The organism is Paraburkholderia caballeronis (genome assembly GCF_900104845.1).
In the GTDB taxonomy this organism is placed as follows: Bacteria; Pseudomonadota; Gammaproteobacteria; order Burkholderiales; family Burkholderiaceae; genus Paraburkholderia; species Paraburkholderia caballeronis.
Genome location: NZ_FNSR01000003.1, coordinates 334,219 through 347,005, shown reverse-complemented (window position 1 = coordinate 347,005; position 12,787 = coordinate 334,219). Strand labels below are relative to the sequence as shown.

The following is a 12,787-nucleotide window of genomic DNA, read 5'->3' as shown; positions in this document are numbered from 1 at the left end:
TGTGAGGATGGACGCTGATGAGCTTCCTGACGCTGCACGGCATTTCGAAACGCTATGGCGACTTCACGGCGATCGAACAGATCGACCTCGCGGTCGAACGCGGCGAGTTCCTGTCGCTGCTCGGTCCGTCCGGCTGCGGCAAAACCACCACGTTGCAGATGATCGCCGGGTTCGTCACGCCGACGTCGGGCCGCATCGAACTCGACGGCCGCGACATCACGCGCGAGCGGCCCGAGAAACGCGGCATCGGCGTGGTGTTCCAGAGTTATGCGCTGTTTCCGCACATGACCGTCGCCGGCAACGTCGGGTTCGGGCTGGAGATGCGCAAGATGAAGCGCGAACAGCGCGCGGAACGCATCGCGGAGGCGCTCGAACTCGTGCGTCTGCGCGGCCTCGACGGACGGTATCCGAAGGAACTGTCCGGCGGCCAGCGGCAGCGCGTCGCGATCGCCCGCGCACTGGCGATGCGCCCCGAACTGCTGCTGCTCGACGAACCGATGTCGAACCTCGACGCGAAGCTGCGCGAAGAGATGCACATCGAACTGCGCGCGATCCAGAAGCGCCTCGGCATCACGACGATCCTCGTCACGCACGACCAGGTCGAGGCGATGACGATGAGCGACCGCATCGCGGTGATGCATCGCGGCGCGATCGCGCAGTTGAGCACGCCATTCGACGCCTACGAACGCCCCGCGACGCCGTTCGCGTCGACGTTCCTCGGCCGCACCAACGCGCTCGCCGGCGAGGTGCTGCGCCGCAATCCGCGCTGCGCGGAAGTGGCGGTCGCCGACACGACGCTGTACGTGCCGCACGAAGGCCGGCACGTGGCGGGTCCGGTGAACGTCTACATCCGCCCGGAGAAGGTCCGGCTCGCGAACGGCGACGCGCGCGTGCACGGCCGGGTCGCGACGCGCGTGTTCGTCGGCAACCAGTGGCTGCTGGTCGTCGACACCGTGCTCGGCCGGCTGCACGTCGCGCAGCCTAACTACGGCGCGCCGCCGCCGGACGAAGGCAGCGAAGTGGGCCTCACGTGGACCGACGACGACCTGCGCGTGCTCACCCAGGAGGGCGCCCATGGCCACGCTTGACGACTCGCCGCGCACCGCCGCGCCGTGGCTGCTGTCGGCGCCCGCGCTGCTGCTGTTTGTCGCGCTGCTGCTGGTGCCGCTGCTGCTGACGGTGATCCTGTCGTTTCACGCGTTCAGCGACGTGGCCGGCGTGCAGCGCACGTACACGCTCGCGAACTATCTGGAGGTCGTCAGCGATCCGTATTACGGGCTGATCTTCCTGCGCACCGCGGGCCTCGCATTCGCGGTGACGCTGCTGTCCGTCGTGCTCGGCGTGCCGGAGACGATCGTGCTCGCGCGGATGCGCAAGCCGTGGCAGTCCGTGTGCCTGCTGATCGTGCTCGGTCCGCTGCTGATCTCGGTCGTCGTGCGCACGCTCGGCTGGCAGATCCTGCTCGGCAACAACGGCGTGCTGAACAACGCGTTGCAGGCGCTGCACCTCACCGACGAGCCGGTCCGCCTCGTGTTCACGATGACCGGGATGATCATCGCGCTCACGCACGTGCTGGTGCCGTTCATGGTGATGTCGGTGTGGGCGACGCTGCAGAAGCTCGATCCGCAGGTGGAATGGGCCGGGCTGTCGCTCGGCGCGTCGCCGCTGCGCGTGTTCCGCCGCGTGGTGCTGCCGCAGATCATGCCGGGCGTGCTGTCCGGCTCGATCATCGTGTTCGCGCTGTCCGCGTCGGCGTTCGCGACGCCCGCGCTGATCGGCGGCCGGCGGCTGAAGGTCGTCGCGACGGCCGCCTACGACGAGTTTCTCGGCACGCTGAACTGGCCGCTCGGCGCGAGCATCGCGGTGCTGCTGCTGATCGCCAACGTGGCGATCGTGATGGGTTGCAGCCGCCTCGCCGAACGCCGCTTCCAGCACATCTTCGACTGACGGCGGAGCCGACCATGAGACACAACGGATTCCTCGGCGTGCTGTACAACGCGCTCTTTCTCACGTTCATCCTCGCGCCGCTCGTCGTCGTGATGCTGGTCGCGTTCACCGACAAGGGCTACCTCTCGATGCCGTTCGACGGCGCGTCGCTGCGCTGGTTTCGCGCGATCCTCGACAACGACGACATCGTGTCGGCGTTCTGGCTGTCGGTGCGGCTCGCGTTCGCGGCGGCGACGATCGGCGTCGCGCTCGCGGTGCCGGCCGCGCTGGCGATCGCGCGCTACCGTTTTCCGGGCCGCGGCGCGCTGACCGGCTTCTTCCTGTCGCCGATGATGATCCCCGCCGTCGTGCTCGGCATCGCGTTCCTGCGCTTCCTGTCGCTCGCGCACCTGGGCGGCTCGTTCTGGGCGCTCGTCGCCGCGCACGTCGTCATCGTGCTGCCGTATGCGCTGCGCCTCGCGCTGTCGTCGGCGGTCGGGCTGGACCGCGACGCCGAACGCGCGGCGCTGTCGTGCGGCGCGAGCCGTTTCACCGCGTTCCGCCGCGTCGTGCTGCCGATGATCCGCACCGGCGTCGCCGGCGGCTGGATGCTGTCGTTCATCCAGAGCTTCGACGAACTGACGATGACCGTGTTCGTCGCGACGCCCGGCACCACGACGCTGCCGGTCGCGATGTACAACCAGATCGCGCAGACGATCGATCCGCTCGTCACGTCGGTGTCGGCGGTGCTGATCGTCGGCACGGTCGCGCTGATGGTGCTGCTCGACCGCATGGTCGGACTGGACCGCATTCTGATTGGAGAAGCTCGATGACATCCAACCCTTCCGCGAGCCCCGACGTGCTCGTGATCGGCGGCGGGCTGGTCGGCTCCGCGCTCGCATACGGCCTCGCCCGCGAAGGCGCGCGCGTGACCGTGCTCGACGAGGGCGACGGCGGCCTGCGCGCGTCGCGCGGCAATTTCGGCCTGGTGTGGATCCAGGGCAAGGGTTACGGCCTCACGCCGTATGCGCGCTGGTCGCGCAGTTCGGCCGTGCGCTGGCCCGCGCTCGCCGCCGGCCTGCTCGACGACGCGGGCATCGACGTCGCGCTGCGCCAGCCCGGCGGTTTTCACATCTGCTTCTCGGACGACGAGATGGCCGAGCGGCAAAAACGCCTGTCCGCGCTGCAGGCGGAGATCGGCGACTACCCGTTCGAACTGCTCGATCACCGCGAACTGCGCGAGCGCCTGCCGGGCATCGGGCCGGCGGTGGCCGGCGCGAGTTATTCGCCGATGGACGGCCACGTCAATCCGCTGAAGCTGCTGCGCGCGCTGCACACCGCGATGCAGTCGCGCGGCGTGCAGCTCGTGTCCGGCGAGCGGGCCGAACGCATCGCCGCGGAGCGCGGGGGTTTCGCCGTACAGGGCCGCCGCGGCGCGTATCGCGCCGCGCGCGTCGTGCTCGCCGCGGGCCTCGGCAACCGCGCGCTCGCGCCGCTCGTCGGTCTCCACGCGCCGGTCGCGCCGAATCGCGGCCAGGTGCTGGTGAGCGAGCGCGTCGCGCCGTTTCTGCATTACCCGACCATCAACGTGCGGCAGACCGACGAAGGCACCGTGCAGTTCGGCGACTCGATGGAGAACGCCGGCTTCGACGACCTGACGACGACGCCGGTGCTGCGCGACATCGCGCGGCGCGGCGTGCGCGCGTTCCCGCTGCTCCAGCACGTGCGGCTCGTGCGGATGTGGGCGGCGCTGCGCGTGTACAGCGCCGACGGCTTTCCGATCTACGACCAGTCGGAAGCGCATCCGGGCGCGTTCGTCGTCACCTGCCACAGCGGCGTGACGCTCGCGGCCGCGCACGCGCTGCGGCTCGCGCCGTGGATCGCGGGCGCGCCGATGCCCGACGAACTGCCGGCCTTTTCCGCGCGCCGCTTCGTGTCTCACTCCGCGCCCGCGGCCGAACCGATTCCCGCTCACTGATTCCGCCATGACTGTTCAATCGCCCTCTTCGCCTCCTTCGCTGTTCAGGACGCTGCCCAGCGCCGACGCGTTCGTCGACATCTGGTTCAACGACCATCCGCTGTCGGTGCCGGGCGGCCGCTCGGTCGCCGCCGCGCTGCTCGCCGCGGGTGTCGCGCGGTTTCGCTCGACGCCGGTGTCCGGCGCGCCGCGCGCGCCGTACTGCATGATGGGCGCGTGCTTCGAATGCCTCGTCGAGATCGACGGCGTGCCGGGCCGCCAAAGCTGCATGGTGCAGGTGCGCGACGGCATGCGCATCCGCTCGCAGGAAGGCGCGCGCGACCTGCCTCCCGACAGTCCCACCGCGCTGGAGAATGCCCATGACCGCTGATTTCGCTGCCGAAGCCATCGACGTGGTCGTGGTCGGCGCCGGCCCCGCCGGGATGAGCGCGGCCACGCGCGCCGCGCAGGCGGGCCTGTCGGTGGCGCTGCTCGACGAACAGGACGCCGTCGGCGGCCAGATCTATCGCGCGATCGGCCGCGCAGATGCGCGCCGCAAGGAGATTCTCGGCCCCGACTACGCGGCGGGCGCGGCGATCGCCGACGCGTTCGCGCGCTCGGGCGCCCGCCACGTTGCGGGCGCATCGGTGTGGCAGGTCACCCGCGAACGTTCGGTGCACTACCTGAAGGACGGCCACGTCGGCCGTTTCGACGCGCAGCGCGTGATCCTCGCGAGCGGCGCGCTCGAACGGCCGTTCCCGATTCCCGGCTGGACGCTGCCCGGCGTGCTGACCGCGGGCGCCGCGCAGATCCTGCTGAAAAGCGCGGGCGAAGTGCCGTCGTCGCCGCCGGTGCTCGCGGGCTGCGGGCCGCTGCTGTACCTGCTCGGCTGGCAGTACGTGCGCGCGGGCGTGCCGATCCGCGCGCTCGTTGACACCACGCGCCACGAGGACCGCTGGCGCGCGAAGCGCCACCTGCTGTCCGCGCTGCGCGCGTGGCCGTTCCTCAGCAAGGGGCTGCATCTGATCCGCACGCTGCGCGAAGCCGGCGTGCCGATCTTCGAGGCCGCCGACGGCCTGAGCATCGAGGGCCGCCAGGACAGCGACGGCGTGCAGCGCGCCGCCGCGCTCGCCTTCACGACCCAGGGCCGCGCGCACCGGATCGAGAGCGACACGATCCTGCTGCATCAGGGCGTCGTGCCGAACACGCAGTTCACCCAGGCCCTACGCGCGACGCACCACTGGGACGACCAGCAACTGTGCTTCGCGCCGCAGGTGGACGCATGGGGCGAACTGGACGTGCCGGGCATCTTCGTCGCCGGCGACGGCGCGCGCATCGGCGGTGCGCAGGCGGCCGCCGAACAGGGATCGCTCGCGGCGCTGGCCGCTGCGTCGCAACTGGGCGCGCTCGACGCCGCCACGCGCGACCGCGAGGCCGCCGCGCATCGCGCGGCGCTCGATCGCGTGCTGCGCATCCGGCCGTTCCTCGACAGCCTCTATCGCCCGCGCGACGCGAACCGCATTCCGGCCGACGCGACCATCGTGTGCCGCTGCGAGGAAGTCACGGCCGGCGAATTGCGCGGCTTCGTCGCGCTAGGCTGCCACGGGCCGAATCAGGCGAAGTCGTTCGGACGCTGCGGCATGGGGCCGTGCCAGGGACGGATGTGCGGGCTGACCGTCACCGAGGTGATCGCGGACGCGCGCCGCGTGTCGCCGGCCGACGTCGGCTATTACCGGATCCGTCCGCCGATCAAGCCGCTCACGCTCGGAGAGCTTGCCGGTGACTGACACCCGACCCTCCCACGCGGACGCGGTGCAGGAAGCGGACGTGCTCGTGATCGGCGGCGGCCTGCACGGTTCGAGCAGCGCGTTTCATCTCGCGCGGCGCGGCGCGAGCGTGATCGTGCTCGAAGCCGATTACGTCGCGCGCCACTCGTCCGGCGTCAACGCGGGCGGCGTGCGCACGCTCGGCCGGCCGCTGCCCGAGATTCCGCTGGCGCTGATGTCGCGCGAAATCTGGCATGCGCTGCCCGAGACCATCGGCGACGACGGCGGGTTCGTCGCGTCGGGACAACTGAAGATCGCGGAAACCGACGCCGAACTGGACGAATGCCGCGCGCACGTCGCGCTGCTCGAAGCGCATGGCTTCACGCACGAGAAGCTGATCGACCGCGATACGGTGCGCGAACTCGAACCGGCGCTCGCGCGTCATGTCACGGGCGGCATCTGGGTCGAGCGCGACGGTTACGCGTTGCCGTTTCGCACGACCACCGCGTTCCGGCTCGCCGCGCAGCGGCACGGCGCGCGTTTTCACGAAGGCACGCCGGTCGCGCGCATCGAGCAGCGCGGAACGCGCTGGTATGCACACACGCCGCGCGGCATGTTCGCGGCGGAGAAGCTGCTGGTCGCGGCCGGCGCATGGTCGGGCGAACTGGCCCGCCAGGCCGGCGAGCCGGTGCCGGTGCATCCGGAAGGCCTGATGCTGATGGTCACGCAGCGCGTCGCGCCGTTCTGCAAGGCGACGCTCGGCGCGACAGGGCGACCGCTTTCGTTCAAGCAGTTCGACAACGGCACGGTCGTGATCGGCGGCAAGCTGATCGGGATCGCCGATCTGCCGGGCCGGCACGGCGAAGTCGATTTCATGCGCCTCGTGAAGAGCGCGCGGACGGTCGTCGATCTGTTCCCGCATCTGCGGCACCTCGGCATCAATCGCGCATGGGCCGGCGTCGAGGCGTTCACCGACGATTCGCTGCCGGTCATTTCCGCGAGCCGCACCGCGTCGAACCTGTACTACTCGTTCGGCTATTGCGGCAGCGGCTTTCAGCTCGGGCCGGGATGCGGGCGGCTCGTGTCCGAACTGATGCTCGACGGCGCGCCGTCGCTTGCGCTCGACGCATTCGCGATCGACCGCTTCGACCGCTTCGACCGCACGCCATCGACAGTGGCGACGCCCGCCGCGCTCGCCCATTGAATAAAATACGCGCGCGCCGCAATGCGGTGCGCGAACTTCCCGCCGCGCGCCGGCCGGCGCGGCTAATCCCTGCATGACCCCTCATTGCCGCAACGGCAAAGGAGCTTCCGTTCGTATGTCCGACATCGTTCGAATCGAAACCAGTCAACGCATGAGCCGCGTCGTCAAGGCGGCCGGGCTCGTGTTCATCGGCGGCCAGACCTCGGCCGACCCGACTCCCGACATCAGGATCCAGACCGCGAGCGTGCTGGAAAAGATCGACGGCTTTCTTGCGAAGGCCGGCATCGACCGCACGCGGCTCGTGTCCGCGCAGGTCTGGGTCGCCGACATCGCGCGCGACTTCGCGGGCATGAACGAGGTCTGGGACGCATGGGCGCCCGAAGGCTGCGCGCCCACGCGGGCGACCGTGGAAGCCCGGCTCGCGGCGCCGCATCTGCTCGTCGAGATCGCGGTGATCGCGCTCGCGTAACGTCACGCGACGCGACGCATCGCGTTCGATGCAAATGGCCGGATCGGCTCGCTGGTTTCGTTGAACAGAAGCACGCGAACGATCCGGCCGATCGCCAACCGACAGACAGCAGCGCACCAGCGCCGCCCACCGCCCGCACCACCTCAGCGCCCGCGCGCCACTCCCGTTCATTCCGGCATTCGATCAGTTCATCCGTTCTCCACATCAATCAGGCGGGCCAACGCCTGACGCTGGGCGTACCTCTCATCCGCGCCGCTCTGGCACGGATCTCGCTGTTTTCACGAACTGCGCTCCCGCGCACGACGCACGCGGGCGTGTTGTCCGCACCGCCCTCACGGAGAATTTCGATGACCTTACGCACCACCCCGTTCACCGGCGCGGCCGGCGAAACGGCCCGGACGTCGGCCCGTCTGCGCTGGATCCAGCTCGGCCTCGGCGTCGTCTGCATGATGACGATATCGAGCCCCCAGTACGTATGGACGCTGATGACGAAACCGCTGATGGCGAAGCTCGGCATCGCGCTGCCCGAAGTGCAGGTGACGTTCTCGATCCTCGTGTTCCTGCAGGCGTTCTGCGCGCCGTTCCAGGGCGCGCTGATCGACCGCTTCGGCGCGCGCACGCTGATCTCGATCGGCACGCTGCTCGCCGGCTTCAGCTGGGTGCTCGCCTCGCACGCGACCAGCACGACGATGCTGTACCTGACCTATGGCGGCGTCGGCGGCATCGGCACCGGCATCGTGTATGTCGGCGTGGTCGGCCTGATGGTCCGCTGGTTCCCGGACCGGCGCGGCCTCGCGGCCGGCGCGGTCGCGGCCGGCTACGGGATGGGCGCGATCCTGACGACGTTCCCGGTTTCGTCGTCGATCGCCGCGCGCGGCATCGAAGGCACGCTGCTGCTGTTCGGCCTCGTGTTCGCGGCGATCGGCTTCGTCGCCGCCCAGGGGCTGCGGATGCCGCCGCCGGCCGCGCAGCAGCGCGCCGCGACGGCGACCGCCGCGCGCGACGCGTCCCGCGACTATCGCCCGTCCGACATGATGCGCCAGCCGCTCTTCTGGCTGATGTTCGCGATGATGACGATGATGTCCACGTCCGGCCTGATGGTCACGTCGCAGATGGCGAGTTTCGCGGCGGACTTCGGCGTGAGCAAACTGCTCGTGTTCGGCCTCGCCGCGCTGCCGCTCGCGCTGACGATCGACCGCTTCACGAACGGCCTCACGCGGCCGCTGTTCGGCTGGATCTCGGACCGCATGGGCCGCGAAAACACGATGTTTTTCGCGTTCGCGCTCGAAGCGGTCGCGATGACCGCGTGGCTGCTGCTGCGCGACAACGCGGTGCTGTTCGTGCTGCTGTCCGGCGTCGTGTTCTTCGGCTGGGGCGAAATCTTCTCGCTGTTCCCCGCGACGCTGACCGACACGTTCGGCACCCGCCACGCCACCGCGAACTACGGCTGGCTGTATCTGTCGTTCGGGATCGGCTCGATCTTCGGCGGCCCGCTCGCCGCGCTGCTGCATCAGCACACCGGCAGCTGGGTGCCGGTGTTCGGCTGCGCGATCGCGCTCGATCTCATTAGCGCCGCGCTCGCGATCGCCGTGCTGAAGCCGGCGCGCGCGCGTTTCGTCGCGGCGCTGCGCGCGTAGGCGTTCTGTCCCGCTCCCTCACGCGCGCGCCGCAGCGGTCGGCGCGCGCGTTCGCCGCTCCTTCCTCCTTCGGTTCGCGGCCGTTCCCTTTGGCGGTATGATGGCCGCGCATCGCCTGCGCGGCGCGCGAACACGCCGCCGCCGTTTCGCCTTCCCCGCCTGCCTGTCCTTCACGCACCGACACGACCATGCCACGCTTCGCCGCCAATCTGACGATGATGTACCGGGAGCACGACTTCCTCGACCGCTTCAAGGCCGCGGCCGACGACGGCTTTCACGGCGTCGAGTACCTGTTCCCGTACGACTACGACGCGGGCGCGCTCGCCGCGCGCCTCGCGGACCACGGACTCGTGCAGGCGCTGTTCAACGGCCCGCCCGGCGACTGGGCGAAAGGCGAGCGCGGGCTCGCGTCGCTGCCCGGCCGCGAAGACGAGTTCCGGCGCGGCATCGACACGGCGCTGGGTTACGCGCAGACGCTCGGCAACGACACGATCCACGTGATGGCCGGCCTGATCGGCGCGGACGACGACCGCCCGCAACATCGCGACGTTTATCTGTCGAACCTCGCCTACGCGGCGTCGCAGGCCGCCGCGCACGGCAAGACGATCGTGATCGAGCCGATCAATCCGCGCGACATGCCCGGCTATTTCCTGAACCGCCAGCACGACGCGCACGCGATCTGCCGCGAAGTCGGCGCGCCGAACCTGAAGGTGCTGTTCGACCTGTACCACTGCCAGATCGTCGAAGGCGATCTCGCGGTGAAGCTGAACACGCTGATCGCGGGCGTCGGGCACGTCCAGATCGCGGGCGTGCCGGGACGGCACGAACCCGATGACGGCGAGGTCAACTATCCGTATCTGCTGAACCTGCTCGACTCGCTCGGTTATCGCGGCTGGGTCGGCTGCGAATACGTGCCGAACGGCGACACGTCGGCCGGCCTCGGCTGGATACGCGAATGGCTGCCGAAGAAATAAGCCTCTGATCGACCGCTTCCCGCCGCGCATCGCCATGCCGACGCGCGGCGGGACGCTCCTCCTCGAAGCTCCCCGTTTCCTTTTGCACGCGCGCTGATCGGGCCGCGTCGCGCCCTCCCGTCGCAACGACTTCGGCAACCGCCGCCGCGCAGCGCAACGGCGGCGCGCTCCCTCATTGTCTCCGCAAGTTCTCCAAAGTGTCTCCGCAACGCGGGTTTATCCGCGCAAAGCCGGTCGGCATACTGTCGCCCGGCATCGAAGGTTGCCGCGAAACAAGCGTGTGCGCTGCCCGTTCGAGACCGCCCCGCCCAACCCTAAACCACTTGCCCGGACAACGGAGGCGGCACCCCGCGAGGCGGCGACCATCATGGACAGACTTCAGGCGATGCAGGTGTTCACCCGCGTGGTGGACACGAACAGTTTCTCGAAGGCGGCGGCGACGCTGCGCATGACGCGCTCGTCGGTCACCACGATCATCCAGAACCTGGAGGCGTACCTGAAGGTCCGGCTGCTGAACCGCACGACGCGCCGCATCAGCCTGACGCCGGACGGCGCCGCGTATTACGAACGCTGCACGCGGATTCTCGCGGACGTGGACGACTCCGAAAGCGCGTTCTCCGCGGCCACGCGGGTGCCGCGCGGCAAGCTGAAGGTGGACATGCCGGGCACGCTCGGGCGGCTCGTCGTCGTGCCGTCGCTCGCGGACTTCCATGCGCGTTATCCGGACGTCGATCTGATGCTCGGCGTCGGCGACCGGAACGTCGATCTGGTGCGCGACGGCGTCGATTGCGCGATCCGCATGGGCGCGTTGCAGGACTCGACGCTCGTCGCGCGCCGCATCGGCGCGTCGGAGTTCGTCACCGCGGCCAGCCCCGACTATCTCGCGCGGCACGGCATGCCCGACACGCTCGACGCGCTGGAGCGCCACGTCGCGGTGAACTACTACTCCAGCCGCAACGGCCGCGTGCTCGACCTGGACTTCGTCGTCGACGGCAGGCCGGTGGACGTGCGGCTGCGTTCGCGGCTGACCGCGAACGACGGCGACGCGTACCTGCAATGCGGGCTGCGCGGCCTCGGCCTGATCCAGATTCCGTACTTCGTCGCGCAGCCGCATCTGCGCAGCGGCGAGCTGGTCGAGGTGTTCCCGCAGTGGCGGCCCGCGCCGTTCGCGATCTCGGCGGTCTATCCGCAGAACCGGCATCTGTCGCCGCAGGTTCGCGCGTTCGTCGACTGGATCGCGGAAATCGTCGCGCAATGCCCGCTGCTGCATCCGGACCTCGCCGCGCGCGCCGGCCAGCCGGCCGGCGTCGGGACGCGGCGCGCGATGCGGATCGGTCACGCGTCACCGCGCGCCACGACCGGCGCGGGGCTCGTCGCCGCGAGCGCCTGACGACGAAGCGCGCCGCACGCGTCCCGGCGGTTCAAAACCGGTGAAGGTGGGCCGCCGGCGCGGTCCGGGCGATCCGCGCCGCGCCCATGAGAATCACTCGGCCGAACTGTCGCTTCTGCGGATACAAAGAAACCACCTTTCTCGTCTTTATCACCCACGCGGCGACGACCATACTGCGATCCGACGACTGACCTTTACCGGTTCGCCGCACAGCACGAACGCGCACCCCGCGCTTCAACCTGACGAATCACTGCATATCACTTTGGATATCTAAGGAGTATCAGATGCGTACCCAACGCAAGCATCTTTCCCTCGCAGTCGGCGCACTGCTGTTCGTCGGCGCGGCAACCGGCGTCGGTGTGCTGCGCGGACACGAAGCCGGCGCACTGAGCGCCGCGCACGCCGCCGACGCGCCGCCGCCCGCCGCCGAAGTCGACGTCGCGACCGTGCTCAACCGCAGCGTCACCGACTGGCAGAGTTATTCCGGCCGCCTCGAAGCGGTCGATCGCGTCGACGTCCGGCCGCTGGTGTCCGGCACGATCGTCGCGGTGCATTTCGCGGACGGCGCGATCGTGAAGAAGGGCGACCCGCTGTTCACGATCGATCCGCGCCCGTACCGCGCCGAAGTCGATCGCGCGGCCGCGCAACTGGCCGCCGCGAACGCGCGCGCGCTGTACGCATCGACCGACGCCGCGCGCGCGGACCGCCTGCTCGCGGACAACGCGATCGCCAGGCGCGACTACGACGAAAAGCAGAACGCGTCGCGCGAGGCCGCCGCCGGCGTGAAGGCGGCCCAGGCCGCGCTCGAAGCCGCGCAGGTGAACCTCGGCTACACGAACGTCGTCGCGCCGGTCGCGGGCCGCGTGTCGCGCGCGGAGCTGACGCTCGGCAACGTCGTGTCCGCCGGCGCGAATGCGCCGCTGCTGACGACGCTGGTGTCGGTGTCGCCGATCTACGCGTCGTTCGACGTCGACGAACAGACCTATCTGCAATACCTCGGCCGCGACCGCAACACGAAGGTGCCGGTCGCGCTCGGCCTCGCGAACGAAAGCGGTTATTCGCGGCGCGGCGCGATCACGTCGGTGGACAACCGGCTCGACACGTCGTCCGGCACGATCCGCGTGCGCGCGACGATCGACAACGGCGACGGCGCGCTCGTGCCGGGCCTCTACGCACGCGTGAAGGTCGGCGGCGGCACCGCGCATCCGGCGATCCTGATCGACGACGCGGCGCTCGGCACCGACCAGGCAAAGAAATACGTGCTCGTGGTGGACGCCGCGAACAAGGTGCAGTACCGCGAAGTGCAACCCGGCCCGCTGCACGACGGCCTGCGCGAGATCACGTCCGGCCTCGCGGCCGGCGAGCGCATCGTCGTGAACGGCATCCAGCGCGCGCGGCCCGGCGACAGCGTCGCCCCGCACGCCGTCGACATGGCCGCCGCGAAGCCGGCGGCCTGACGAGACA

The 12,787-nt window shown here is 69.9% G+C and carries 12 protein-coding genes; all 12 read left to right on the top strand.

Going from position 1 to position 12,787, the window contains the following annotated elements; all coding sequences use genetic code 11:
• Positions 1–17: 17 nt before the first annotated feature.
• The 12 genes from BLV92_RS28310 to BLV92_RS28255 all read left to right on the top strand — a co-directional run bounded on the left by BLV92_RS28310 (position 18) and on the right by BLV92_RS28255 (position 12,780).
• Positions 18–1,088: an ABC transporter ATP-binding protein gene (locus tag BLV92_RS28310; RefSeq protein ID WP_090552076.1), complete on the top strand. Its 1,071-nt coding sequence runs from the start codon at positions 18–20 to the stop codon at positions 1,086–1,088.
• Positions 1,075–1,947 (top strand): ABC transporter permease, encoded by an 873-nt coding sequence (locus BLV92_RS28305; RefSeq protein ID WP_090552073.1) that lies wholly within the window; start codon positions 1,075–1,077, stop codon positions 1,945–1,947. The genes BLV92_RS28310 and BLV92_RS28305 overlap by 14 nt, the downstream gene beginning before the upstream one ends.
• A 14-nt stretch (positions 1,948–1,961) precedes the next feature.
• Positions 1,962–2,759, top strand: coding sequence for an ABC transporter permease (locus BLV92_RS28300; RefSeq protein WP_090552071.1), 798 nt, complete (start codon positions 1,962–1,964; stop codon positions 2,757–2,759).
• Positions 2,756–3,904, top strand: a complete 1,149-nt coding sequence (locus BLV92_RS28295) for an NAD(P)/FAD-dependent oxidoreductase (RefSeq protein WP_090552069.1) — start codon at positions 2,756–2,758, stop codon at positions 3,902–3,904. Before BLV92_RS28300 ends, BLV92_RS28295 begins: the two co-directional genes overlap by 4 nt.
• Positions 3,905–3,911: 7 nt before the next feature.
• Positions 3,912–4,274, top strand: a complete 363-nt coding sequence (locus BLV92_RS28290) for a (2Fe-2S)-binding protein (protein ID WP_090552067.1) — start codon at positions 3,912–3,914, stop codon at positions 4,272–4,274.
• Positions 4,264–5,670: an NAD(P)/FAD-dependent oxidoreductase gene (locus BLV92_RS28285; RefSeq protein WP_090552064.1), complete on the top strand. Its 1,407-nt coding sequence runs from the start codon at positions 4,264–4,266 to the stop codon at positions 5,668–5,670. Before BLV92_RS28290 ends, BLV92_RS28285 begins: the two co-directional genes overlap by 11 nt.
• A complete protein-coding gene (locus BLV92_RS28280) occupies positions 5,663–6,853 on the top strand; it encodes an NAD(P)/FAD-dependent oxidoreductase (RefSeq protein WP_090553121.1) in 1,191 nt (396 codons plus the stop codon). Before BLV92_RS28285 ends, BLV92_RS28280 begins: the two co-directional genes overlap by 8 nt.
• Positions 6,854–6,968: 115 nt before the next feature.
• Positions 6,969–7,322, top strand: a complete 354-nt coding sequence (locus BLV92_RS28275) for a RidA family protein (RefSeq protein ID WP_090552063.1) — start codon at positions 6,969–6,971, stop codon at positions 7,320–7,322.
• A gap of 347 nt (positions 7,323–7,669) precedes the next feature.
• A complete protein-coding gene (gene oxlT, locus BLV92_RS28270) occupies positions 7,670–8,959 on the top strand; it encodes an oxalate/formate MFS antiporter (protein WP_090552062.1) in 1,290 nt (429 codons plus the stop codon).
• Positions 8,960–9,147: 188 nt separating this feature from the next.
• Positions 9,148–9,933, top strand: coding sequence for a 2-oxo-tetronate isomerase (gene otnI / locus BLV92_RS28265; protein ID WP_090552060.1), 786 nt, complete (start codon positions 9,148–9,150; stop codon positions 9,931–9,933).
• 367 nt (positions 9,934–10,300) lie between these two features.
• The gene (locus BLV92_RS28260) at positions 10,301–11,323 is read left to right on the top strand and encodes a LysR family transcriptional regulator (protein WP_090552057.1); all 1,023 of its coding nucleotides are present in this window, start codon (positions 10,301–10,303) and stop codon (positions 11,321–11,323) included.
• A 284-nt stretch (positions 11,324–11,607) separates the two neighbouring features.
• Positions 11,608–12,780 carry an efflux RND transporter periplasmic adaptor subunit gene (locus tag BLV92_RS28255; RefSeq protein WP_090552055.1) on the top strand — a complete coding sequence of 391 codons (1,173 nt, stop codon included), beginning with the start codon at positions 11,608–11,610 and terminating at the stop codon, positions 12,778–12,780.
• The last annotated feature ends 7 nt before the right edge of the window (positions 12,781–12,787 follow it).

What these genes read in the sequence shown, in the direction of transcription:
- BLV92_RS28310 (WP_090552076.1), top strand. Translation starts at nt 18, where the DNA reads ATGAGCTTCCTGACGCTGCACGGCATTTCGAAACGCTATGGCGACTTC.
- BLV92_RS28305 (WP_090552073.1), top strand. Translation starts at nt 1,075, where the DNA reads ATGGCCACGCTTGACGACTCGCCGCGCACCGCCGCGCCGTGGCTGCTG.
- BLV92_RS28300 (WP_090552071.1), top strand. Translation starts at nt 1,962, where the DNA reads ATGAGACACAACGGATTCCTCGGCGTGCTGTACAACGCGCTCTTTCTC.
- BLV92_RS28295 (WP_090552069.1), top strand. Translation starts at nt 2,756, where the DNA reads ATGACATCCAACCCTTCCGCGAGCCCCGACGTGCTCGTGATCGGCGGC.
- BLV92_RS28290 (WP_090552067.1), top strand. Translation starts at nt 3,912, where the DNA reads ATGACTGTTCAATCGCCCTCTTCGCCTCCTTCGCTGTTCAGGACGCTG.
- BLV92_RS28285 (WP_090552064.1), top strand. Translation starts at nt 4,264, where the DNA reads ATGACCGCTGATTTCGCTGCCGAAGCCATCGACGTGGTCGTGGTCGGC.
- BLV92_RS28275 (WP_090552063.1), top strand. Translation starts at nt 6,969, where the DNA reads ATGTCCGACATCGTTCGAATCGAAACCAGTCAACGCATGAGCCGCGTC.
- oxlT (WP_090552062.1), top strand. Translation starts at nt 7,670, where the DNA reads ATGACCTTACGCACCACCCCGTTCACCGGCGCGGCCGGCGAAACGGCC.
- otnI (WP_090552060.1), top strand. Translation starts at nt 9,148, where the DNA reads ATGCCACGCTTCGCCGCCAATCTGACGATGATGTACCGGGAGCACGAC.
- BLV92_RS28260 (WP_090552057.1), top strand. Translation starts at nt 10,301, where the DNA reads ATGGACAGACTTCAGGCGATGCAGGTGTTCACCCGCGTGGTGGACACG.
- BLV92_RS28255 (WP_090552055.1), top strand. Translation starts at nt 11,608, where the DNA reads ATGCGTACCCAACGCAAGCATCTTTCCCTCGCAGTCGGCGCACTGCTG.